General features: G+C 72.9%; 17 protein-coding genes and 5 pseudogenes. 13 read left to right on the top strand and 9 right to left on the bottom strand.

What is annotated here, in order from left to right; translation table 11 throughout:
* Window positions 1-564: 564 nt before the first annotated feature.
* Both JNW87_RS06155 and JNW87_RS06150 read right to left on the bottom strand, forming a co-directional pair.
* Window positions 565-1569, bottom strand: a complete 1005-nt coding sequence (locus JNW87_RS06155) for a tRNA (adenine-N1)-methyltransferase (RefSeq protein ID WP_309233914.1) — start codon at window positions 1567-1569, stop codon at window positions 565-567.
* Window positions 1566-2657, bottom strand: a complete 1092-nt coding sequence (locus JNW87_RS06150; RefSeq protein ID WP_375373468.1) for a site-2 protease family protein — start codon at window positions 2655-2657, stop codon at window positions 1566-1568. Before JNW87_RS06150 ends, JNW87_RS06155 begins: the two co-directional genes overlap by 4 nt.
* 143 nt (window positions 2658-2800) lie before the next feature.
* On the opposite strand from JNW87_RS06150, the gene JNW87_RS06145 reads away from it, so the two are divergent.
* From JNW87_RS06145 to JNW87_RS06120, 6 genes and pseudogenes are all read left to right on the top strand, one after another.
* Window positions 2801-3715: a PD-(D/E)XK nuclease family protein gene (locus tag JNW87_RS06145; RefSeq protein WP_238453261.1), complete on the top strand. Its 915-nt coding sequence runs from the start codon at window positions 2801-2803 to the stop codon at window positions 3713-3715.
* 65 nt (window positions 3716-3780) lie between these two features.
* Window positions 3781-4017, top strand: coding sequence for a histidine kinase (locus tag JNW87_RS06140; RefSeq protein WP_238453260.1), 237 nt, complete (start codon window positions 3781-3783; stop codon window positions 4015-4017).
* Between the two features lie 154 nt (window positions 4018-4171).
* Window positions 4172-4357 (top strand): hypothetical protein, encoded by a 186-nt coding sequence (locus tag JNW87_RS06135; protein ID WP_236647948.1) that lies wholly within the window; start codon window positions 4172-4174, stop codon window positions 4355-4357.
* An 85-nt stretch (window positions 4358-4442) separates the two neighbouring features.
* Window positions 4443-5129, top strand: a complete 687-nt coding sequence (locus JNW87_RS06130) for a response regulator transcription factor (protein WP_109802342.1) — start codon at window positions 4443-4445, stop codon at window positions 5127-5129.
* A gap of 316 nt (window positions 5130-5445) precedes the next feature.
* Window positions 5446-6213: an ABC transporter ATP-binding protein gene (locus JNW87_RS06125; protein ID WP_109802341.1), complete on the top strand. Its 768-nt coding sequence runs from the start codon at window positions 5446-5448 to the stop codon at window positions 6211-6213.
* A pseudogene (locus tag JNW87_RS06120) lies at window positions 6213-8767 on the top strand (ABC transporter permease). The gene JNW87_RS06125 and the pseudogene JNW87_RS06120 overlap by 1 nt, the downstream one beginning before the upstream one ends.
* A gap of 55 nt (window positions 8768-8822) precedes the next feature.
* Here the strand turns inward: JNW87_RS06120 and JNW87_RS06115 are convergent.
* The 4 genes and pseudogenes from JNW87_RS06115 to JNW87_RS06100 form a co-directional block, all read right to left on the bottom strand.
* Window positions 8823-9470, bottom strand: a complete 648-nt coding sequence (locus JNW87_RS06115; RefSeq protein WP_109802339.1) for an HAD family phosphatase — start codon at window positions 9468-9470, stop codon at window positions 8823-8825.
* 126 nt (window positions 9471-9596) lie between these two features.
* Window positions 9597-10345 (bottom strand): annotated as a pseudogene (locus JNW87_RS06110) (neutral zinc metallopeptidase).
* Window positions 10346-10527: 182 nt separating this feature from the next.
* A complete protein-coding gene (locus JNW87_RS06105; protein WP_146231103.1) occupies window positions 10528-10740 on the bottom strand; it encodes a hypothetical protein in 213 nt (70 codons plus the stop codon).
* A 63-nt stretch (window positions 10741-10803) separates the two neighbouring features.
* Window positions 10804-11016 (bottom strand): hypothetical protein, encoded by a 213-nt coding sequence (locus JNW87_RS06100; protein ID WP_109802337.1) that lies wholly within the window; start codon window positions 11014-11016, stop codon window positions 10804-10806.
* Window positions 11017-11167: 151 nt separating this feature from the next.
* Here JNW87_RS06100 and JNW87_RS06095 point away from each other — a divergent pair.
* From JNW87_RS06095 to JNW87_RS06075, 4 genes and pseudogenes are all read left to right on the top strand, one after another.
* Window positions 11168-11674: pseudogene (locus JNW87_RS06095) on the top strand (class I SAM-dependent methyltransferase); the annotation flags it as partial.
* Between the two features lie 231 nt (window positions 11675-11905).
* Window positions 11906-14122 (top strand): catalase/peroxidase HPI, encoded by a 2217-nt coding sequence (gene katG / locus JNW87_RS06085; protein WP_109802335.1) that lies wholly within the window; start codon window positions 11906-11908, stop codon window positions 14120-14122.
* A 170-nt stretch (window positions 14123-14292) separates the two neighbouring features.
* A complete protein-coding gene (locus JNW87_RS06080) occupies window positions 14293-14667 on the top strand; it encodes a hypothetical protein (RefSeq protein WP_146231102.1) in 375 nt (124 codons plus the stop codon).
* Window positions 14668-14983: 316 nt separating this feature from the next.
* Window positions 14984-15121 (top strand): hypothetical protein, encoded by a 138-nt coding sequence (locus JNW87_RS06075; RefSeq protein ID WP_238453259.1) that lies wholly within the window; start codon window positions 14984-14986, stop codon window positions 15119-15121.
* Window positions 15122-15532: 411 nt separating this feature from the next.
* Here the strand turns inward: JNW87_RS06075 and metH are convergent, their stop codons facing one another.
* Complete coding sequence (gene metH / locus JNW87_RS06070; protein WP_201749686.1) at window positions 15533-19048, bottom strand: methionine synthase; 3516 nt, start codon at window positions 19046-19048, stop codon at window positions 15533-15535.
* Between the two features lie 260 nt (window positions 19049-19308).
* Here metH and JNW87_RS06065 point away from each other — a divergent pair, with 260 nt between their 5' ends.
* Window positions 19309-20178, top strand: coding sequence for a PAC2 family protein (locus tag JNW87_RS06065; protein WP_109802332.1), 870 nt, complete (start codon window positions 19309-19311; stop codon window positions 20176-20178).
* Window positions 20179-20310: 132 nt separating this feature from the next.
* Window positions 20311-20661, top strand: a pseudogene (locus JNW87_RS06060) (GntR family transcriptional regulator); the annotation flags it as partial.
* Between the two features lie 34 nt (window positions 20662-20695).
* Here JNW87_RS06060 and JNW87_RS06055 read toward each other — a convergent pair.
* Window positions 20696-21870, bottom strand: a pseudogene (locus JNW87_RS06055) (hypothetical protein); the annotation flags it as partial.
* A 90-nt stretch (window positions 21871-21960) separates the two neighbouring features.
* Here JNW87_RS06055 and JNW87_RS06050 point away from each other — a divergent pair.
* Entirely contained in the window at window positions 21961-23001 is a 1041-nt protein-coding gene (locus tag JNW87_RS06050) for an App1 family protein (RefSeq protein ID WP_109803216.1), read from the top strand.
* Between the two features lie 34 nt (window positions 23002-23035).
* Here JNW87_RS06050 and JNW87_RS06045 read toward each other — a convergent pair whose 3' ends face one another.
* Window positions 23036-23596 (bottom strand): cysteine hydrolase family protein, encoded by a 561-nt coding sequence (locus JNW87_RS06045; protein WP_109803206.1) that lies wholly within the window; start codon window positions 23594-23596, stop codon window positions 23036-23038.
* Between the last annotated feature and the right edge of the window lie 393 nt (window positions 23597-23989).

Genomic DNA, 23989 nt, shown 5'->3' with positions numbered 1-23989 from the left:
GGGGAAGGGCTTCCGGCCGTTCGGTTATCTCCTGGAGAGCCGTACGCTCGGCTCGGGGGACGTGCTCGGCCATGACCGGATCAGGTCGTGCTACCTGGAGCCGGAGCTGTGCCTCGTGCTCGGCGCGCCGTTGCGCGGCGACCGCATCGATCCGGCAGCCGCGAGGTCCGCCGTGCGGGCGGTCGCGCCGGCGTTCGAACTGAACGAACGCCGGCTGAGTGCGCAGGCGGACGACCCCACCACCATCGCCGACGGCCTGGGCAACTGGGGCATCGTGGTCGGCCCGGAGGCGCCCGTGCGGTCCGCCCTCACCGGGACCACGGTCGAACTGTGGCACGACGACGCCCTGGTCGCCACCCGGACCCCCGGTGATGCCATGGACGACCCGTTCCTGTCGCTGTCGCGCCTCTGCGCGCTGCTGCACCGGTACGGCCGCGGACTCGAAGCCGGCCAACGGGTGATCACGGGATCGTTCTGCAACCAGAGCGTGCAGGGTGTCGTCCCGGCGCCCGTCCGCGCCGGGACACATGATCGCCTGTCCCCTGCCGGGCCGACCCACCGGAGTCACGGCTGGTCCGGCTCCTCCGCCGGCACGACCGTCTCGACGCCGTCGACCTGGGCGGCGGCCGCCTGCCGGGCCGCCTCCGCCTCGCGCAGCGCCTGCCGCCGCTGGACGTACGCCTCGGTGCCCTTGCTCGGTTTGCGGCGGCGCGGCGGCGCGGTCACGCCCGGGGCGAGCTTGCGCGCGGAGACCAGGAACGCGGTGTGCGCGATCATCCGGTGGTCCGGGCGGACGGCCAGGCCCTCGGCGTGCCAGTCGCGGACCAGCGACTCCCAGGCGCGCGGCTCGGTCCAGCCGCCGCGCTCGCGCAGCGCCTCCACCAGCTCGGACAGCTGCGGGGTGGTGGCCACGTAGCCGATGAAGACGCCGCCGGGCACCAGCGCCCGCTCGACCATGTCGAGGTTCTCCCACGGGGTGAGCATGTCCAGGATGATCCGGTCGAATCCGGTCTCCTGACACTGCGCGACGTCGCCGACGTGCAGCCGCCAGGCCGGGTGCGGCCCGTTGAAGAACGCCCCGACGTTGCGCTTGGCGATCTGGGCGAAGTCCTCGCGCACCTCGAAGGAGTGCAGCTCACCCTCGGTGCCGACGGCGCGCAGCAGCGAGCAGGAGAGCGCCCCGGAGCCGGCGCCGGCCTCGAGGACCTTCGCGCCGGGGAAGATGTCGCCCATCGCGACGATCTGCGCGGAGTCCTTCGGGTAGATCACCTGGGCGCCGCGCGGCATGGAGAGCACGTAGTCCGACAGCAGCGGGCGCAGCGCCAGGAAGGCCGTGCCGCCGCCGGTGGTGGTGACCACGCTGCCGTCGGGCAGCCCGATCAGGGTGTCGTGCTTGAGGATGCCGCGGTGGGTGTGGAACTCCTTGCCGGGCTCCAGCGTCACGGTGTGCATCCGCCCCTTCGGGTCGGTCAGCTGCACCCGGTCGCCGGGGCGGAACGGCCCCCGGTGCACGGGGGGCAGCGCCGGGGCGGCGGGGTCGGCCGGGACGGTGGAGGGCTGTGCGGTCACGTGTTCATCTTCCGTTTGGGTTCCAGGAGCTGCGCCAGATCCGCGATGTGCAGAACGCCGACGACATCTTCGCCTGCCGTCACGAGGTACTGCGCGCCCGGGTGGGTCTGCACGGTCTGCATCACCCGCTCGCCGTCCGCGCCGACCGGCAGCGTCGGGACCGTGTCCAGGCCGCGGGACACCGCGTCCACCGCGAGCCACGGCCGGCGTTCCGGGGGTACGGCGTCGGCCCGGGCCGGGTCGACCAGGGCGACCGGCCGGCCGGCGGAGTCGACGACCGCGAGCGCGGCCTGCGGGGTGGGGCCCTGCGCGCGGCGGCGCTGCGCCTCGGCCAGCGGGGTGCCGCTGGGCACCGGCAGCACCGGTCGGGCCAGCCGGGCCAGGTCGATCAGCGGGAATCGACGGCTGATCCGGGCCAGCCGGATCGACTGCCCGGCGCCCCGCCACAGGGTGAACGCCACCAGCAGCAGCAGCGGCAGCAGCAACGGGGGCAGCGCCCGGCGCAGGGTGACCAGGACGACCAGGGCCAGGGTGCCGAGGGCGACCGCGCGGCCCACCCAGCCGGCCACCTCGGTGCCCCGGTGCCGGTCCCGGGTGAGCGCCCACACGGCCGCGCGCAGCGCGCGGCCGCCGTCGAGCGGCAGCCCGGGCAGGCTGTTGAAGATCGCCACCACCACGTTGCTCGCCGCGACCTGGAAGGCGAGCTGGTCGGCCAGGGTGCCGTCGGGCAGGGCCAGGGTGGCCGCGACGGCGGCGGCGCCGAGCACCGCGGAGACCGCCGGGCCGGCGAGCGAGACCAGCAGCTCGACCCGGGGGCTCGGCGCATCCCGGTCCAGCTCGGTGTACCCGCCCAGCAGTTCCAGGGTGATCCCGCTCACACCGATGCCGTAGCGCCGGGCGGTCAGCGCGTGGCCCAGCTCGTGCAGCAGGACGGAGCCGAGCAGGGAGACGACGAAGCCGGCGCCGATCAGATAGCCGGCCACCGGGCCGAGGTCGAGCTGGCGGCGGGCGAGCGCCGCGTACGCGACGGTCACCACCAGGGTGAGCAGGAGCATCGAGGCGTCCAGGTGCAGCGGCACCCCGAACACCCGGCCCACGGTCAGGCCGGGACGGCGCCCGCGCCGGCGTGGTGGTGGGGACGGCTGCTGCACCGCACCGATGCTACGGGGGCGGATCATGCGCCGGTGCGGCGACGGCGGCCCTGTCACACCGGTGCCCTAACCTTCCGGACATGACGGCGGAACCGGTGATCGACGCACAGGACAGCCTCGCCCCGGCGGCGGTGCCACCCACGGTTCGGGCGTCGCTGTCGCCGTCGCGGGCGGCGGACTTCAAGACCTGCCCCCTGCTCTACCGGTTCCGCAGCATCGACCGGCTGCCCGAGCGGCCCACCGTGGAGCAGGCCCGGGGCACGCTGGTGCACGCCGTGCTGGAGCGGCTGTTCGACCTGCCGGCGGCGGCCCGCACGCCGGAGTCCGCGGGTGACCTGGTGGCCCCGCAGTGGGACCGGCTGGTCACCGAGGAGCCGGAGCTGGCGGGCCTGTTCGCCGAGGGCGACGCCGCCGGCGCCGCCGAGTTCCTCCGCTCGGCCGCCGCGCTGCTGCAGGGCTACTTCGCGGTGGAGGATCCGCGCCGGTTGGAGCCCGCCGAGCGGGAGGCGTTGATCTCCGCGGTGGTCGACGACGAGCTGCTGATCCGGGGCTACCTGGACCGGCTCGACGTCGCGCCGGACGGGGCGCTGCGGGTGGTCGACTACAAGACCGGTGGCGCGCCGCGGGAGGCCTTCGAGGCACGGGCGCTGTTCCAGCTCAAGTTCTACGCCCTGGTGCTGTGGCGGACCCGGGGGGTGGTGCCGCGGGTGCTGCGGCTGCTCTACCTCAAGGACGCCGAGATCTGCGACTACACCCCGGACGCCGAGGAGCTGCTGCGCTTCGAGCGCACGGTGGTGGCGCTCTGGCAGGCCATCGAGCAGGCCACCGCGCGGCAGGATTTCCGGCCCCGGCCCAGCCGGCTCTGTGACTGGTGCAGCCACCAGGCGCACTGCCCGAGCTTCGGCGGCACCCCGCCGCCCTTCCCGACCACCGCCATCACCGATCCGCTGCGCGATGCCCGGTCCGGGCCGGTCGCCCCGGGCGCGGACGAGTGAGCCTCCTCCCCAGGGAGGGGGGGAGGGTGGTTCGGCATCGGCCGCCTGTGGTCGGCCTTCAGCAAGTGTTCGGGCAGCTGCTGGCCACCGGCGCCCGCCGGGTGTTGCGCCGGGACCTGGACACGGCGGACGAGGCGATCGCCACCATCGAGGAGACCAGCCGGGCCACGCTGCGGGAGCTGCGCCGGCTGCTGGACGTGCTGCGTACCGACGCGGAGCCGGCCGCCGACCTCGCCCGCAGCCCGGCCTGGCCGGCATCGAGGCGCTGGTCGAGCAGGTGCGGGAGGCGGGCCTGCCGGTGACGCTGCGGGTGGACGGCAGGCCCGGCCCGATGGAAGAGGGGGTGGCGCTGACCGTGTACCGGATCGTGCAGGAGGCGCTGACCAACGCGCTCAAGCACGCCGGGACGGCGACGGCGCTGGTCCGGCTCACCTTCGCCGACGGTTCCCCCTGGCGGTGGAGGTCACCGACACCGGGCGCGGCCCGGGTCCGACACCCGACTGGATCGGGCACGGGCTGGTCGGCATGCGCGAGCGGGTCGCCCTCTACGGTGGGATCCTGCGGACCGGTCCGCGGCCGGGCGGCGGTTTCCGGGTGTACGCGCGGATCCCGCTGGAGCCGGTCGGGGTGGTTCTCGCGTGACCGGCCGACGCGGGCGACGCCGGCACGACGGACGACGTCGGCCCGGCGGGCCGGGGCGGCACGAGCAGCACGACGGGGAGATCCGATGACCGACAGCACTGCGCCGGCGCGGCCGGTGCGGATCCTGCTCGCCGACGACCAGCCGCTGCTGCGTACCGGCTTCCGGATGGTGCTCGGCACGGAGGACGACCTGGACATCGTCGCCGAGGCCGGGGACGGCCTGGAGGCGGTGGAGCTGTCCCGGCGGCTGCTGCCGGACGTGGTGCTGATGGACATCCGGATGCCCCGGATGGACGGGGTCGCCGCGACCCGGGCCATCGTCGACGCCCGGCTGCCGGTCCGGGTGTTGATCCTGACCACCTTCGACCTGGACGAGTACGTGGTCGGCGCGCTGCGGGCCGGGGCGAGCGGGTTCCTGGCCAAGGACGTGCCGGCGGAGGACCTGGTCACCGCGATCCGGACGGTGGCCGCCGGGGAGGCGGTGGTGGCGCCGCGGATCCTCAAGCGGCTGCTGGACCGCTTCGCCGACGCGCTGCCCGACCCGGCGGCGAGCCCGCCGAAGGCCCTCAAGACGCTGACCGAGCGCGAACGTGAGGTGCTGGTGCAGGTCGCCCGGGGGCTGTCCAACGCGGAGATCGCCCGGGCGCTGTCGGTAAGCGAGACCACCATCAAGACCCACGTCGGGCACGTGCTGACCAAGCTGGGGCTGCGCGACCGGGTGCAGGCGGTCGTGCTGGCGTACGAGACGGGTCTGGTGCGTCCGGGGGCGTGATCGGCGGCCCGGCCGCGCAGTTGCCCTTGTCACCTACCGTGACCATCGGCGGCGCGGCGGGGTTGACCATGACGCGACGTCAGGCCCTAGCGTCGGCGTCGACGACGACGTCCCGGCGGTGCGGGAAACCGGTCGACTCCGGCCGGGTCAGGGGCAACCCTGAGTCGGGATCGGGGCCGACCCGCAGCGCGATCTCCGGCACCGGATACGTCCGGGGGTGGACGGATCCTCCAGCCGCCGGGCCGAGGATGGAAACTGCCGCACCGGCCAGCGGGGGCGGTGCGGAAAAAGCAGGCAGACGGAAGAGGTAGATGACGTGACCGCGACGGTGGGTCCGCAGGTGCAGGCCGCGGCCCGGGCCAACGAGGTGTGGAAGTTGTACGGCAGCGGTGAGGCGCAGGTCGCCGCGCTGCGGGGGGTGACCGCGGAGTTCGAGCGCGGCCGGTTCACCGCGATCATGGGGCCGTCCGGCTCGGGCAAGTCGACGCTGATGCACTGTCTGGCGGGCCTGGACTCGGTGACCCGGGGCACGGTGTCGATCGGCGAGACGACGGTGACCGGGCTCGGCGACTCCGGGTTGACCAAGCTCCGCCGGGACAAGGTCGGCTTCATCTTCCAGCAGTTCAATCTGCTGCCCACGCTCACCGCCCAGGAGAACATCCTGCTGCCGCTGTCGATCGCCGGCCGCAAGCCGGACCCGGCCTGGTACGACACGGTGATCGACACGGTCGGACTGCGGGACCGGCTGAAGCACCGGCCGGCGCAGCTCTCCGGCGGCCAGCAGCAGCGGGTGGCCTGCGCGCGGGCCCTCGTCGCCCGCCCCGAGGTGATCTTCGCCGACGAGCCGACCGGCAACCTGGACTCCCGTTCCGGCGCGGAGGTGCTCAACTTCCTGCGCAACTCGGTACGCGAGCACGGCCAGACCATCGTGATGGTCACCCACGACCCGACCGCCGCCGCGTACGCCGACCGGGTGATCTTCCTGGCCGACGGGCAGATCGTCTCCGAACTGGTGGAGCCGACCGCCGACACGGTGCTGGACACCATGAAGAAGCTCGACACTCCCGCCGAGGTGGCGCGCTGATGTTCCGCGCCACGTGGAAGAGTCTGCTGGCGCGCAAGGTGCGCCTCCTGCTGTCCGGCCTGGCCGTCGTGCTGGGCGTCATGTTCGTCTCCGGCGCGTTCGTGCTGACCGACACCCTGGGCCGGTCGTTCGACGCGGTCTTCGCCGACGGGTACTCGAACATCGACGTGATCGTCTCGGCGAAGCCGAAGGTCGAGCTCAGCGAGGCCGAGGGCGAGCAGGTCGCCGCCCCGGTGCCGGCGTCCGTGGTCGACCAGGTGAAGGCGAAGGTGCCGGGCGCGACGGACGTCACCGGCCTGGTCAACGCCGACGGCGCCCGGCTGATCGGCAGCAACGGCAAGGTGGTGACCTCGTTCGGTCCGCCGCAGCTGGGCGAGAACTGGGTCGGCGAGAACGACCTGATCCAGCTCCGCGACGGCAGCCGGGAGCCCCGGGCCGACGACGAGATCGTCATCAACCAGGCCCTCGCGGACGCGGCGAAGGTCAAGGTCGGTGACCGGGTCGGTGTGCTGACCCTGGAGCCGAAGAAGGAGTTCACCATCGTCGGCGTCTTCGGCTACAGCGGTGGCCGGGACTCGATGGGCGGGGTGAACGAGGTCGTCTTCACCACCCCGGTGGCGCAGCGGCTGATGCTGGGCAAGCCGGACACGTTCAGCAGCGTCAGTGTGCAGGCCGCGGACGGCGTGTCGGCCGAGCGGCTGCGCGACGACGTGTCGGCCGCCCTGGGCGCCGGCTACGAGGTGAAGACCGGCGAGCAGGCCGCCGCCGACCAGGCGGCCAGCCTGAAGGAGGCGCTCTCCTTCTTCAACAAGGTCCTGCTCGGCTTCGCCGCGGTGGCGCTGCTGGTCGGCACCTTCCTGATCCTCAACACCTTCTCGATCATCGTCGCCCAGCGCACCCGGGAGCTGGCCCTGATGCGGGCCATCGGGGCGAGCGGGCGGCAGATCATCGGCTCGGTGGTGCTGGAGGCCATCGCGGTCGGCCTGATCGCCTCCGTACTGGGGCTGGCCGCCGGCATCGGCGTGGGCGCGCTGCTGGCGTACCTGTTCGGCAAGCTGGCCGGCGGGCTGAGCCTGGCCGGGCTCGGCGTGCCGCCGGCGGCGGTGATCGGCGCCTTCGGCGTCGGCCTGGTGATCACCGTGGTGGCGGCGCTGCTGCCCGCGCTGCGGGCGTCCCGGATCCCGCCGATCGCCGCGATGCAGGACGTGGCCACCCCGGACCGGCCGCTGACCAAGGTCACGGTGGCCGGCGGGATCGTCACCGCGATCGGCGCCGTGCTGCTCTTCCTCGGCCTGGACGGTCACGCCGGCGACAACACCCTGGCCACCATCCTCGGCGGCGTGCTCTTCGCCTTCATCGGGGTGGCGCTGCTGACCCCGCTGATCAGCCGGCCGGTGGTCTCCCTGCTCGGCGCGCTCTTCTCCTGGTCGGTGCCGGGCAAGCTGGGCCGGCTCAACTCGGGCCGCAACCCGCGCCGCACCGCGATCACCGCGGCCGCGCTGATGGTCGGCATCGCCCTGGTGACCGGGGTGACGGTGATCCTCGACTCGGCCAAGGGCAGCATCAGCAAGCTGGCCGCGGACACCATCAAGGCCGAACTGGTGATCTCCGGGGCGCAGAGCGGGCCGCGCCCGCCGAGCTTCGACCCCGCGGTGCTGGAGAAGGCCGCGGCGATCCCGGGCGTCCAGCTGGTCGACGGGGAGTACGGCGACATGGGCACGGTCAACGGCACCCGTACCTGGGTGGCGGCGTCGAGCAACGTCGCTGCGCTGCAGCGGATCTTCGGCGCGAAGGCCACCGCCGGTGACATCAGCCGGCTCGGCCCCGATCAGATGCTGTTCAGCTCCGACACCGCCAAGTCGCGCAACGTGTCGGTCGGCTCCCAGGTCACGGTGCAGCTGTCCCGGGGCGAGGCCCGCACGTACACGGTCAGCGGCATCTACGAGAGTTCCGAGCTGACCAACCCGGTGCTGCTGCCGCCGCAGGCGCCGCCGACTTCGCCATCCCGCAGCCCATCCAGGGCTTCGTGCAGCTCGCGCCCGGCGCGAAGGTCGCCGACGTGCAGCCGCGGGTGGAGACGCTGCTGGCCGACAGCCCGGAGGTGTCGGTGGCCGACCGGGACGCGTTCATCAAGCAGCAGACCAGCCAGCTGGACACCCCGCTGCGGATGATCCAGATCCTGCTGGCGCTGGCCATCGTGATCGCGGTGCTCGGCATCATCAACACCCTGGCCCTGTCGGTGCTGGAGCGGACCCGCGAGCTGGGCCTGCTGCGGGCGATCGGGCTGCGCCGGGCGCAGACCATGCGCATGATCACCGTCGAGGCGGTGGTGATCTCGATCTTCGGGGCGCTGCTGGGCGTGGCGGTCGGCACCGGCCTGGGCGCCGCGGTGGTCCGGGCGCTCAAGGACGAGGGCATCACCGACCTGATCCTGCCCTGGGGCCAGATGGGGGTCTTCCTCGTCCTGGCCGCGATCATCGGCGTGATCGCCGCGGTGCTGCCCGCGGTGCGCGCCGCGCGGATCAACGTGCTGGGCGCCATCGCCCACGACTGACCCCGCACACGACGAGGGGTCCCGCCGACCCGGCGGGGCCCCCTTCGTGTCGCGGTCAGGCCGGCGGTTCGCCGAGCAGCGCCGCCAGCAGCTCCAGGTCCGCCGCGGTCAGGCTTTCCAACTGGTGTACGCCGTCCGTGGGCGGCAGCGGCACCTCCGCCGGTACGGCCAGCACGGCGGCTCCGGCGGCGAGGGCGCTGGCCACCCCGGTCGGCGAGTCCTCGATCGCCACGCAGCGGCCGATCGGCACGCCGAGCAGCCGGGCGGCGGTCAGGTACGGCTCCGGGTGCGGCTTGGCCGCGTCCACCTCGTCGCCGCAGACCACCGCGTCGAAGCTGTCCCGCCCCAGCGTGTCGAGGGCGACCTCGACCAGCGGCCGGCCGCTGGAAGTGACCAGGGCGGTGGGGATGCCCGCCGCGCGGACCGCCCGCAGCAGCGCCAACGCGCCCGGCCGCCACCGCAGGCCGGTGCGGAACAGGTCCAGGATGCGGGCGTTGATCCAGGCGGCGCTGACCTCCGGGTCACGCTCGGGCTGGCCGAGGTCGTCGTGCAGGATCCGCATGGAGTCGGCCATGCTCGTGCCGATGATCGACTTGCGGGCCGCGTCGGACATGCTGCCCCCGTACACCGCCGCGAGTTCCTGCAACGCGACGTCCCACAGCTTCTCGCTGTCGACGAGGGTGCCGTCCATGTCGAAGAGCACGGCGGCGGGATGGTTGCTGCTCAGCGGAGCCTCCTGACGGATGCGGGCCTACCCGCCGATCCTCTCAGCCGGGCCCGGTCCGCCGCCCGCCGGATGGACCGGGCGTGACCTGCGGCATCACCGCGCTCAGCCCAGCCCGCAGGCATCCAGGGACTTCTCGTAGCCGCGGAAGAACGAGTCGGTGCGCTGCTCGGCGGTGCCGTGCGAGCCCTCGGCGAACCAGGGCTGGTCCGGGTCGTCGCCGACCGCGAGCAGCCCCTCCCGGAACTCGTCCAGGTCGCCCTCCTCGACGGTCAACCGGTCGTCGCGGACCGAGTCGCCCAGGTACGCCCCGGCCATGCAGTCGGCCTGCAACTCCTGCTGGATGGTGAAGTTGTAGCGGATGCCGAGGCGGACCTGGATGCCGTGGGCGTACTCGTGGCCGAGCAGATAGAACAGGAACGCGTCGCCGATCTGCCGGAACGCGGCCACCGACCAGTTCACGTCGTAGGCGATGAAGTCCCCGGCCGAGCAGTACACGGCGTTGTTGCGCGGCAGCCGTTGCCCGCCGCAGGAGACCTCCCCCTCCCGGGTGTACGGCACCACCCGCCGGACCGGCTGGAACCGCTTGCCGGAGGCCTGGAACTGGGCCGTCCAGTAGGCCTCGGCGCTGCCCACGGCGTCGTTGAAGTCCTGCTTGAACTCGGCGACACTGGTGGTGCGTCCGCCCGGGTGGTCTGCGCCCCCGGCGAGGCGGGCTGCCGGGTCTGCCGCGGGCCCGGCTGTTGCGGCTCACCCTGGTCCAGTCCGCCCCCCATGCAGCCGGCGGCGACCACCACCGCCACCAGCAGACCGGCGAGCGGGCCCGGCCGCCGACGTCCCGCGCTCTCCCCCACGGTTGCCTCCCGGCCTCGTAACTGTCCCTGCCCAGTACCCCGACCGCGCGCGGATGATGCCCACCGGTGATCACGCACCACCGCGGGCGATCGTTCACGGGTCGCAGCGGCGAACCCCGTAGCAGTGCCCGGTCCGGGCCCAGAACGTCCGCCGGAGCCAACGGGTACTGCCGCTCGCCCGTTCAGCCCGTGAAGCCGTGGCCACCGCGGTTCCAGCCGTCGCTCTGCGCGTGCTGCCGCTCGGCCTCGCGACGGTGCCGCTCGCCCCGGGCGGCCCGGACGACCTCCGGGTCATCGTCGGAGCTCAGCCTCCGACGGTCACGCCAGCTGACGTACGCGACGGCCGCCGCCACGAGCACGGTCAGGACCGCGAGTACCACCACGAGACTCCTCATGCCCGAACGGTAGGACGGTCGCGCACCCGATGGGGGGCCGGCCGGGCCGCTCCGGCGCTCGGGTCAGAAGGGGGACTGACCGCGGTCGCGGTGCCGCGCCTCGCCCTGCGCCCCGTGCCGCTCCGCCTCGTACCGCTGCTGCCGGGCGCGGGCGTCCCGGGCGGCGGCGGACTCCTCGCCGGAGGCCTGGCGGGCCCGATCACGCCAGGCCACGAAGCCGTACCCGGCCGCGAAGACCGCGGCCACCACCGCGAGCACCACCAGAGTCGTCATCATGCCCTGCACGGTAGGACCCGCGCGCATGTCGTGGGGCGGCTGGTCAGGCGAGACACGACTACCCTGCCGTCCATGATCGCCACGGACTTCGACGCCGACGAACGATCCCGCTGGGTCGGGCGGGCCGCAGCGTACGAGCGCAGTTTCGGCCGGCGGTTTCGACGCGGCCGTGGCCAACTTCGTGCTCAACCACGTCGCGGACCCGGCCGCCGCAGCAGCCGAACTGCGCCGGGTGGTGCGACCCGGCGGAGCGGTGGCGGTCACCATCTGGCCGAGTCCGCGGCCACCGCTGCAACGGCTCTGGGGCGAGGCGGTCGCCGCCGCCGGCGTCGAGACACCGACGGACCTGCCCCGCCTGGCGCCGGAGCACGACTTCCCCCGTACCGAGGAGGGCCTGACCGGCCTGTTGGCGGCGGCCGGCCTGACCGACGTGCGGTGCGTGACCCTGGCCTGGGAGCACCGCGCCGACCCGGAGGCCTGGTGGGCCGGCCCCGCAAACGGCATCGGGACCATCGGCCTGGCGCTGGAACGGCAGCCCACGGCGGTGCGCGAGCGGATCCGCCAGCAGTACGACCTGCTCAGCGCCCGCTACCGCGACACCGACGCGCAGCTCGCCCTGCCGACCGCCGCGCTGCTCGCCTGCGGCCGGGTGGACTGATCCCCACCTACCCTCGGATCCGTGGCGGCGGATGTCCGGGACGGCTCCTCGGCCCCGACGTCTCAGCGACGGCGCCGACCGGGCGCCGGGCTCCCTGCCTGACCGCGTCCGAAGACCAGGGCTTCTCGATCGACGAGGCCGAGGTCACCTACTGGGGCGTGTGCCCCGAGTGTCTCGCGGCACCAGCAAACAGTTGACAGGACGAGACATCAAGACAGGAGAAGGACCGACGTGTCTGACAAGAAGGCCGCGACTGAGAGCATCAGCGAAAGCGAGAACCCCGCAATCCCCTCCCCGGCTCCCAAGCCGACTTGGCGGCCGAGGACGAACCAGGACTGGTGGCCGAATCAGCTGAACCTGCAGGTTCTCCAGCAGCATGCGCCGCGAGCCACTCCGATGGGCGACGACTTCGACTACGCCGAGGAGTTCAAGACCCTCAAGGTGGAGGAACTCAAGCAGGACGTCCTCGACGTGATGACGACGTCGCAGGACTGGTGGCCGGCCGACTACGGCCACTACGGGCCGCTCTTCATCCGGATGAGCTGGCACGCCGCCGGCACGTACCGCATCGAAGACGGCCGTGGCGGCGCCGGCGACGGCGCCCAGCGCTTCGCCCCCCTGAACAGTTGGCCCGACAACGCGAACCTCGACAAGGCCCGCCGCCTGCTCTGGCCGGTCAAGCAGAAGTACGGCCGGAAGGTCTCCTGGGCCGACCTCCTGGTCTTCGCCGGCAACGTCGCCCTGGAGTCGATGGGCTTCAAGACCTTCGGCTTCGGCTTCGGGCGAGAGGACATCTGGGAGCCCGAGGAGATCTTCTGGGGGCCCGAGGACACGTGGCTCGGAGACGAGCGCTACGCCGGTGACAGGGAACTCGCCGGTCCTCTCGGCGCGGTGCAGATGGGCCTCATCTACGTGAATCCGGAGGGTCCCAACGGCACCCCGGATCCGCTGGCGTCCGCCCGGGACATCCGGGAGACCTTCCGCCGCATGGCGATGAACGACGAGGAGACCGTCGCACTCATCGCCGGCGGCCACACATTCGGCAAGACCCACGGTGCGGGCGACCCGAGCCTGGTCGGCCCCGAGCCCGAGGGCTGCCCCATCGACCATCAGGGCCTCGGCTGGAAGAACTCCTTCGGCAGCGGCAAGGGCAAGGACACGATCACCAGCGGGCTCGAGGGCGCGTGGACGCCCACCCCGATCACCTGGGACAACAGCTTCTTCGAGACGCTGTTCGGGTACGAGTGGGAGCTGACCCAGAGCCCGGCCGGCGCGAAGCAGTGGAAGCCGAAGGACGGTGCGGGGGCGAACGCCGTGCCCGACGCGCACGACCCCTCGGTCAGGCACGCCCCGATGATGGCGACGACCGACCTCGCGCTGCGGGTCGACCCGATCTACGAGCAGATCTCGCGGCGCTTCCTGGAGAATCCGGACCAGTTCGCGGAGGGGTTCGCCAAGGCGTGGTACAAGCTGTTGCACCGGGACATGGGACCCGCCACGCGCTACCTCGGCCCGTGGGTTCCGGAGCCGCAGCTGTGGCAGGACCCCGTCCCAGCGGTCGACCACGAGCTGATCGCGGACGAGGACATCGCCGACCTCAAGGCCAAGCTGCTCGCATCGGGACTGTCCATCTCGCAGCTGGCCCTGACCGCTTGGGCGTCGGCGGCGAGCTTCCGCGGCACGGACAAGCGCGGCGGGGCGAACGGGGCGCGGATCCGCCTCGAACCGCAGAAGAATTGGGCGGTCAACGACCCGGCCGAACTCGCCACGGTGCTGCAGACCCTGGAGCGGATCCAGCAGGATTTCAACAACTCACAGTCCGGTGGGAAGAAGGTCTCGCTCGCCGACCTGACCGTCCTGGGCGGCTGCGCGGCCGTCGAGCAGGCGGCCAGGAACGCCGGGCACCACGTCACGGTCCCGTTCGCGCCGGGGCGCACGGACGCCTCCCAGGAGCAGACCGACGTGGAGTCGTTCGCCGTGCTCGAGCCGAAGGCGGACGGGTTCCGCAACTACCTGCGAGCCGGAGAGAAGTTGTCGCCGGAGACCCTGCTGCTGGACCGGGCCAACCTGTTGACGCTGACCGCTCCGGAGATGACGGTCCTGATCGGCGGCATGCGGGCCCTGAACGCCAACGTGGGGCAGGCGCGACACGGCGTCTTCACCGACCGGCCCGAGACGTTGACGAACGACTTCTTCGTGAACCTGCTCGACAACGGCGCCGAGTGGAAGGCGTCCACCTCGGCCGAGAACGTGTTCGAAATTCGGGACCGCGCCACCGGTGAGGTCAAGTGGACCGCCACCGCCGTCGACCTCGTCTTCGGTTCGAACTCCCAGCTCCGCACCATCGCGGAGGTCTACGCCAGTGACGACGCGCAGGAGAAGTTCGTCCGGGACTTCGTCGCGGCGTGGGTCAAGGTCATGAACCTGGACCGGTACGACCTCGCCTGACGCGAAGGGGCCCCGGTCACCGAGGACGCGACCGGGGCTCCTCTGTCCAGGTCAGATGGGGGTGGGCGAGGTCGTCCGCATCCTTGGCCTGGACAGAGTCCACCGTTCGGCTCGCGAGGCGCGCCGATAGGGGCAGCGAGAGCTCGGCCGATTTCTGTATGGTGCCCGCCATGGTCCGCATGCTCACACACACCGCCACCACTGCCCTGCTGCTCGCCCTGATCGGATGCGGGGATGGTGGAGACAGCAGCAGCAGCACCGCGCCCGCGCCGGCCCCGGCCACGCTGCCTGCATGCAGCGACCTGCTGAAGCCGGGCCAGAAGATCGACCAGGCGAAGGCTGAGGGTGGATGTCTCGACCCTGCCGGCGATGTCCGGGTCCTCGGCGCGTTCCGCTGCAACAACGGCCGCAACCTGTGGCTGGCGGACGCCTCGACGGGCGCGCCGGCGGGGTGGGGGTTCGGCGACGGCGAGTTCACCGCCGCGCCGGACGCGGCCAGCGACCCCGGCTTCCGGAAGGCGTACCAGACCTGCAAGTCGGCGTAGCGAAGCAAGCCCGGCCACGCATCCGCTGACCGAGGGCGGCACCGTCGCGGTGACGCCCTCGCCGCGGTGGGGTGGCCCCGCTGCCCGCCGCGGTGCCTGCCTCGACGAGCTGACCCGCCGCGACGCACGCCGGCAGGCGGCCGGCAGCGATCAACGGAAGGGGCCGGCTGAGACGGCCGGAGACGGCCGAACCCGAGCGGACCGGGGTGAAGGGGGAGTAGGCCACGGTCACGCCTCCACGCCCGACGTCCGCCGGTACCGGCGAAAGAGGGTCCGCCGGCAGCGCCGGACCTACGGTTCCGACCACGAGTTCGACGTGGCTTTCGATACCGGCTACGAGTGCGGCCGGGCCGACGAGGCGAAGCGGCACCAGGTGCGAGACGAGCAGATCACCCGGCTGGCCCGGGCGCCGACGCGGCGGCCAACGGCGACCCGAGCCTGCTCGCCGAGCTGAGCCGCGAGCAGGGCGGCCACGACCTGCCGAAGCGGCCGGCGTGGCGAGATGCCGGAGATCGACGGCGAGCGGCCGGTCGACGAGCTGAAGGCGTGGCTACGCGAGCAGGGCTGATTCGGAACGCAGGTGCCGAATCTGAAGGGGCGACCGATGCTGACCATCGGTCGCCCCTTCACTTTCGGCGTCGGCGGGTGGCCCACCAGATCGCCGCGGCCGCGATGGCGAACGGCACCAGGAAGCAGAGGACGGCGACGACCGACGGCTTAAGTGACCCCATGGCTGGGGAGCCTACGAGCCGAGGTCACCTCTCGGCCGTCGATCCGCCGGATCCGTAGGTGGCCGTGCCGGCGCCGTCCCGGATGGCCTACGCGGCCGGGCCGGTCGGCTCGGGCGGGCCGCCCGCCACCGCCGTCACTTGGCGTTGAAGTAGTTCGCCTCCGGGTGGTGCACCACGATGGCGTCGGTGGCCTGCTCCGGCACCAGCTGGAACTCCTCGGACAGCTGCACGCCGATCCGCTCGGCGCCCAGCAGCTTCACGATCTTCGCCCGGTCCTCCAGATCCGGGCACGCCGGATAGCCGAACGCGTACCGGCAGCCGCGGTAGTCGGTGCGCAGCAGGCCGGCCAGGTCCGCCGGATCGTCCTCGGCCACCGTCCGCCCACCCGGCAGGGTCAGCTCGGTGCGGATCCGCCGGTGCCAGTACTCCGCCAGGGCCTCGGTGAGCTGCACCGAGAGCCCGTGCACCTCCAGATAGTCGCGGTAGGAGTTGGCGGCGAACATCTTCGCCGTGTACTCGCTGATCGGCTGCCCGACGGTGACCAGCTGCAACGCCACCACGTCCAGCTCGTCGCCCTTGGGACGGAAGAAGTCGGCCAGGCAGAGCCGCCGCTCCTGCCGCTGCCGCGGGAAGGAGAACCGGGCCCGCTCCGCGTTGCCGTTCTCGTCCAGCACCACCAGGTCGTTGCCCTCTGAGTACGCCGGGAAGTAGCCGTACACCACCGCGGCCTCGAGGACCTGGTCGGCGATCAGCCGGTCCAGCCAGTACCGCAGCCGCGGCCGCCCCTCGGTCTCCACCAGCTCCTCGTACGACGGTCCCGTGCCGCCCCGGGCGCCGCGTAGCCCCCACTGGCCGAGGAAGGTGGCCCGCTCGTCGAGCAGCGCCGCGTAGTCGGCCAGCGGCACCCCCTTGACCACCCGGGTGCCGAAGAACGGCGGGGTGGGCACCGCTACGTCGGTGGCCACATCGGAGCGGACCGAGGCATCGTCCAGCTCCGGCAGCGCCTCGCTGACCATCGCCCGCTGCCGCTCCCGCCGCGCCCGCCGGGCGGCCAGGGCCGCCTCCCGCTCCGGGTCGACGACGGGCGCGCCGCCGCGCTTGGCCGTCATCACCCGGTCCATCAGGGACAGCCCCTCGAACGCGTCGCGGGCGTAGTGCACCTGGCCGGGGAAGACCGACCGGAGGTCGTCCTCGACGTACGCCCGGGTGAGCGCCGCCCCGCCGAGCAGGACCGGCCAGCGCTCGGCGACCCCGCGCGTGGCCATCTCGGCCAGGTTCTCCTTCATGATGACGGTGCTCTTGACCAGCAGCCCGGACATGCCGATCGCGTCGGCCCGGTGCTGCTCGGCCGCGTCGAGGATGGCGTTGATCGGCTGCTTGATGCCGATGTTGACGACCTCGTAGCCGTTGTTGGACAGGATGATGTCGACCAGGTTCTTGCCGATGTCGTGCACGTCGCCCTTGACGGTGGCGAGCACGATCCGGCCCTTGCCGCCGTCGTCGGCCTTTTCCATGTGCGGCTCCAGGTAGGCCACCGCCGTCTTCATCACCTCGGCGGACTGGAGCACGAACGGCAGCTGCATCTGGCCGGAGCCGAACAGCTCGCCGACCACCTTCATGCCGTCGAGCAGCAGGTCGTTGATGATGGACAGCGGCGACCGGCCGCCGGCCATCGCCGCGTCCAGGTCGGCCTCCAGGCCGTTGCGCTCGCCGTCGATGATCCGCCGCTTCAGCCGCTCGTCCAGCGGCAGCGCGGCCAGCTCCTCGGCCCGGGTGGCCCGCGCCGACGCGGCGTCCACCCCCTCGAAGATCTCGATGAACCGCTGCACCGGGTCGTGCCCCTCGCGACGCCGGTCGTAGACCAGGTCGAGGGCCGCCTCCCGCTGCTCCTCGGGGATCTTCGACATCGGCAGGATCTTGCTGGCGTGCACGATCGCCGAAGTCAGCCCGGCCTGCACGCACTCGTGCAGGAAGACCGAGTTGAGCACCTGCCGGGCCGCCGGATTGAGCCCGAAGGAGACGTTGGAGATGCCCAGGGTGAAGTTCACCCCCGGGTAGCGGGCGGCGATCTCCCGGATCGCCTCGATGGTCTCGATGCCGTCCCGGCGGGTCTCCTCCTGGCCGGTGGCGATCGGGAAGGTCAGCGCGTCGATCAGGATGTCCGAGCGGCGCAGCCCCCACCGGGTCGTCAGGTCCTCGATCAGCCGGCTCGCGACCCGGACCTTCCAGTCCTTCGTACGGGCCTGACCCTCCTCGTCGATCAGGAGGGCGACCACGGCGGCGCCGTGCTCGGCGACCACCGGCATCACCCGGGCGTAGCGGGACTCCGGGCCGTCCCCGTCCTCGAAGTTCACCGAGTTGACCACGCAGCGTCCGCCGAGCATCTCCAGCCCGGCCTCGATCACCGGCGGCTCCGTCGAGTCCAGCACGATCGGCAGTGTGGAGGCGGTGGCGAACCGGCCGGCCAGCTCACGCATGTCCTGCGTGCCGTCCCGGCCCACGTAGTCGACGCACAGGTCCAGCAGGTGCGAGCCGTCCCGGGCCTGGCTACGGGCGATCTCCACGCAGGCCTGCCAGTCGGCGGCGAGCATCGCCTCGCGGAACGCCTTCGAGCCGTTGGCGTTGGTCCGCTCCCCCACCATCAGCACGCTGGCGTCCTGGGCGAACGGCACGTGGTGGTAGATCGAGGAGACGCCGGCGTCCTGCCGCGGCTCCCGGGGGCCGGGGCGGACGCCGTGCAGCCGCTCCGCTACTACCCGGATGTGCTCCGGCGTGCTGCCGCAGCAGCCGCCGATCAGCGAGACGCCGTACTCGGAGACGAAGCGCTCGAGGGCGTCGGCCAGCTCCACCGGGGTCAGCGGGTAGACCGCGCCGTCGGAGGTCAGCTGCGGAAGGCCGGCGTTGGGCATCACCGACAGCGGCACCCGGGCGTGCTGGGAGAGGTAGCGCAGGTGCTCGCTCATCTCCGCCGGGCCGGTCGCGCAGTTCAGGCCGATCAGGTCCACGCCGAGCGGCTCGATCGCGGTGAGCGCCGCGCCGATCTCGCTGCCCAACAGCATGGTGCCGGTGGTCTCCACGGTGACGTGGCAGATCAGCGGGACCTTCCGCCCGGTCTCGGCCATCGCCCGATGCGAGCCGACCACCGCGGCCTTCACCTGGAGCAGGTCCTGGCAGGTCTCCACGATCAGCGCGTCCGCGCCGCCGGAGATTAGACCGGCGGCGTTCTCCTGGTACGCGTCCCGCAGGGTGACGTACGCGGCGTGCCCGAGGGTGGGCAGCTTGGTGCCCGGGCCGATCGAGCCGAGCACGAAGCGGGGCCGCTCCGGGGTGGCGTACGCGTCGGCGGCCTCCCGGGCGATCCGCGCGCCGGCCGCGGAGAGCTCCCGGATCCGGTGCTGGATGTCGTACTCGCCGAGGTTGGCGAGGTTCGCGCCGAAGGTGTTGGTCTCGACGCAGTCCGCGCCGGCCGCCAGGTAGGCGTCGTGCACCCCGCGGACGACGTCCGGCCGGGTGACGTTGAGGATCTCGTTGCAGCCCTCCAGCCCCTCGAAGTCGTCGAGGGTCAGGTCGGCCGCCTGCAGCATCGTCCCCATCGCCCCGTCGGCGATGAGGATCCGGTCCGCGAGCACATCCAGCAACGAAGTCCGCACACGGCCAGGTTAGTGCGACGTCTCGCGCCCTGGTCGAGCCATGCTGGCCTTCCCACATACTGTCAGCGGGATCACCGAGTCCGGTTTGACTGTTTGGCGCGGCTGGTCCGACCCGCGACCGGCGCGGCCGGCGGGCCGCATCCCCAGCCGGCACGTAGGCTGGCGGACGTGAAGGACATCAGGGACGCCAGCGTGCCCGGCGGGCGGATGTCGGGGCAGCGTCCCGGCGCCGCTCCCGACGAGCAGTGCGAGGTGACGGCGTGACCGAGTTCGACGGGCTGCCGGTGCTGCGGTCCCCGGTCGCCATCGCGGCCTTCGAGGGCTGGAACGACGCCGCGGACGCCTCCACCGCCGCCGTGGAGCACCTGGAGCAGGTCTGGCAGGCCCGGCAGGTGACCGAGCTGGACCCGGAGGACTTCTACGACTTCCAGGTGAGCCGGCCGACCATCACCATGGCCGAGGGCGAGACCCGCCGGGTGGAGTGGCCCACCACGCGCTTCATGGTGGCCAGCCCGCAGGGCACCGAGCGGGACGTGGTGCTGATCCGCGGCATCGAGCCGAGCATGCGCTGGCGCACCTTCTGCGAGCAGGTGCTGGAGATCTGCCACAGCCTGGAGGTCGAGCGGGTGGTGCTGCTCGGCGCCCTGCTGGCCGACGTGCCGTACACCCGGCCGCTGCCGATCAGCGGCAGCGCGTCCGACGCCGAGGCCGCCCAGCGCTACCAGCTCACCCCCACCCGCTACGACGGGCCGACCGGCATCGTCGGGGTGCTGCACGACGCCTGCACCCGCGCCGAGGTGGACGCGGTCTCGTTCTGGGTGCACGTGCCGCACTACGCGAACAACCCGCCCTGCCCGAAGGCCACCCTCGCGCTGCTGCATCGGGTCGAGGAGGTGCTCGACCTGCCGGTGCCGATGGCCGACCTGGCCGAGGAGGCGGCCGAGTGGGAGCAGCGGGTGCGCAGCGCCGCCGAGCAGGACGCCGAGCTGGGCGAGTACGTCCGCGAGCTGGAGGAGCGGGTCGGCGACGCCGGCATCACCCCGTTGACCGGGGACGAGATCGCCCAGGAGTTCGAGAAGTACCTGCGCCGCCGCGGCGGCTCCGCCGGCCCGACCGCCGGCTCCTGGTAGCCGGCCCCTCCCCCCTGTCGCTCAGCGGGCCCCGGACGACTCGTCCGGGGCCCGCTTCTTCGGCGTGTCCGGGCTGGCGCCGTCACACCCGCTAGGGCATCCTAGGAACCTAGCTGTCATGAGGAGGCGGGCATGCAGATCAACCCGGGCGCGGCCGAGTTCCCGCACCGGCAGATCGCCGCGCAGCTCAAGGCCCAGGTCCGCCGCGGCGACTGGGCGCCGGGCGAGCGGCTGCCGTCCATCCCGGCCATCGCCGAGATGTTCAGCGTGGCCAAGCAGACCGTGCAGCGCGCCGTCGACCAGCTGCGGGTCGAGGGCATCCTGATCACCAAACCCGGCTCCGGTACGTACGTCCGGGGCACCCGGCGCCGGCTCAACCGGCTCGCCCGGGGCCGGTACGGCGGCTTCCGCGGCTACCACACCGACCTGGCCGCCCGGTACAAGCAGCAGCTCGTCTCCGTCGGCCGCGCCCCCGCCCCGCCGGGGCCGGTCCGCGTCCCGGCCGCGCCCCGCCGGTGCGGACCGCGGCCAGCCACAGCGGCCAGAGCACCGCCGGCAGGGGAGATCTGCAGCACCGACAGGTAGCGCGAGTTGCCCAACGGGTCGGTCGCGGCGAGCGGGCTGCGGACGTACGCGAGCAGGGTCAGCGTGGCGCCGGCGACCAGGGCGAGTTGCGCGACCGCCCGGACCCGGTCGGCCCGGTGGGCGGCCCGCCGGTACGCGACCGCGGCGGCCACCGCGGCGGCCACCAGCAGCACCGGGTAGAGCAGGCCGAACCACTGCTGCCAGCGGGCGCAGCCGTCCATCGGGCAGAGCCCGGAGGCCAGCGGCACCCCCTCCAGCAGCCCGCCGCGCAGCCGGTCCGACCACGGCGGCGGCGTCCCGGCCTTGGTGCTGATCTCCCGGAACACCGACAGCGAGTCCTGCCCGTCCGGGGCCACCAGGTTGTCCTTGATCATCGGCGACACCCCGAGCAGGAACCCGGCCACCAGCAGCACCCCCGGCCAGCCCACCAGATCGCGGGGCGCGGCCCAGACCAGCAACAGCCCGGCCACCAGCAGGTACGGCACGATCAGCCAGTCCGACCAGAGCGACACCCCGGCGAGCAGCCCGAACAGGCCAGTGGCCAGCCAGCGGTGCCGGACCCGGCGCTCGGCGAGGGCCACCGCGATCAGCAGCATCGCCACCACCGCCGGCTTCACCTCGGGCCGGCCGCCGACCACGGTGAGCTGGTCCCGGACCACCCGCTCCGAGCCGAGCGCCAGCAGGCCGACGACCAGGACGGCGAACCACGGGGAGAACAGCCGGCGGGTCAGGCGGTACATCAGCCAGAGGAAGAGCGCGTAGAGCGCCAGCAGCGGCAGCCGCAGTACCGGCCAGCTCGGCCCGGCCAGCCCGATCAGGGGCGCCGCCAGATAGGACTCCAGCATCCCCATGTAGCGCTGGCCGTACAGGAAGACCGGCCGGTCCCGAGCGGCGGCGATGTGCAGCGCGGCCAGGCCGAACGTCGCCTCGTCGCTGTTCGAGGCGGGCAGCGTGAGCAGGGTCAGGACCAGCCGGTAGCCGACCCCCGCGAGCCCCAGCAGCAGCGCGACGAGCGCCGGCCGGTCGAGCGTCGGGCGCCACCGCCCGTCCTGCACTGGTGTCGACACGACCAACGCCCCCGTCGTCGTCCCGACCGCAGTTTGTCACGGTGACCGCCGGCGGCGGGGTGGATCGGCGGAGCCGGTTCCCGGGCCCACTCGCGTGGCCGCCCTCGCCCGGGTGTGGCAGGGTGGCAGCGTGCCACCCACAGCCGCTGGCCAACTGGCCGTACCGAACCTGCACCGGGCAGCGCGGATCGAGGACGCCGTGCACAACCTGGTGGCACGTCGGCTGCGGCGCACCGGGTGGCGGGTCAACATCATCGCGTACGCCGGCTACGGCGGCCCGGGCTGGGCGCGGGTGCTCTGCCGGGTGCTGCTCGGCCGCCCGGACATCCGTCAGCGCGGCCGGTTGGAGAAGGTACGTGGCTGGCGCAGCTTCGCCACCCTGCCCGCCAAGCACGCCACCGTCACCATCGAGGCCGGCGGCGTACGACACGAGGCCACCGCCGACCGCAGCGGCTTCGTCGACACCGTCATCGAGGCCGACTTCGCCCCCGGCTGGGCCTCCGTACGCCTCAGCGTGCCCGACGCCGAGCCGGTGGAGGCGCTGGTCCGCATCCTCGACCCCGAGGTCCGGTTCGGCATCCTCTCCGACATCGACGACACGGTCATGGTCACCGCGCTGCCCCGCCCGCTGCTCGCCGCGTGGAACACCTTCGTCCTCGACGAGCACGCCCGGGCCGCGGTGCCCGGGATGGCGGTGCTCTACGAGCGGCTGGTCACCGCGCACCCCGGCGCGCCGGTCTTCTACCTCTCCACCGGGGCGTGGAACGTCGCCCCGACGCTGACCCGGTTCCTCTCCCGGCACCTGTACCCGGCCGGGCCGCTGCTGCTCACCGACTGGGGTCCCACGGCCGACCGCTGGTTCCGCAGCGGCCGGGAGCACAAGCGGGCCACCCTGGCCCGGCTGGCCCGCGAGTTCCCCGACGTGCGGTGGTTGCTGATCGGCGACGACGGCCAGCACGACCAGGAGATCTACCGCGAGTTCGCCGCCGCCCACCCGGACAACGTGGCAGGGGTGGCGATCCGCCGGCTGTCACCGACCCAGTCGGTGCTCGCCGGCAGCCTGCCCGCGCCCGCGGGCCGCCCGTCCGCCGGACCGGTCGGGCAGAAGTGGCTCTCCGCGCCGGACGGCGCCGGCCTGTGGAAGCTGCTGCGGGACGCGGGCCTGGTCTGACGTACGGCCCGACCCGCCTCCGCGGTGCCCGGCGTCAGGAGGCGCCGCCGAAGTCGACATCCCGGGTGTCGACCGTCCCGGCCGTCCGCCCCGGCGCAGTCTGATAGGCCCAGTACAGGTTGGTGTGCGCGATGACCTGGTCCGGCGCCGGCGCCCCCCATGCCGTCTTGTCCCCGGCCGTGTGCGCGTCGCCGACCAGGGTCGCGTCGTACCCCCGGGTGAAGGCGCCGTGGAGCGTCGAGCGGACGCACGCGTCGGTCTCCGCGCCGACGACGACGAGTCGACCGACCCCGAGGCCCGACAGCACGGTCTCGAGGGTGGTGTCCTCGAAGGAGTCGCCGTAGCTCTTCTCGACCAGCGGCTCGGCGTCGCCCGGCTTCAGCTCGGGGACGATCCGCCAGGCGTCGCTTCCTCTCACGAGATGGTGGTCGGAGTGCTGGACCCAGACAACCGGTACCTGTTCCCGCCGCGCCTTCTCGACCAGGCTGCCGACGTTCGCCACGACCGCGTCGCGCTCGTGCGCCCCCTCGACGACGCCGTTCTGCACGTCGACGACGAGGAGTGCGGTGTTCGGCCGGTTCTCGAGTGTGGTCACGGTGTCTCCTTAGCGCGCTGGTCTCCTGCAACCACCGACGCTAGACCTACCCACCGACAACAAGGCGCGGCGATGGTCGGCCCCTTCCGGACGCCAGCGGTCCTTGCCACGATCACTCCCTGACGGCAGCCCGGTCGCCCGGCGGGCGACGGCCGTGACCAGTCGGACGAGCGTGAGCGTCGGTCCGGGGAACCTCGGGGCGCGTGCGCCGTCGACAGGCGCACGCCGCCCGGCGGTTCCCCTACGTCAACGCTCGACGGGTGGGTCGGCCTCCTGGCCGGGTAACCCCTAGTTCGCGCCGCCGCCGACCAGGGCGCCGTCGGCGTCCATGCCGGCACCGGCGTCCAGGCCGCCGTTCTGCGCGCGTCCACCGGCCATGCCGTTGCCGGCCTG

The sequence above is a fragment of the Micromonospora sp. ATA51 genome, assembly GCF_016802855.1.
Taxonomy (GTDB): Bacteria; Actinomycetota; Actinomycetes; order Mycobacteriales; family Micromonosporaceae; genus Micromonospora; species Micromonospora sicca.
This window is presented reverse-complemented; position numbering and strand designations above follow the sequence as displayed.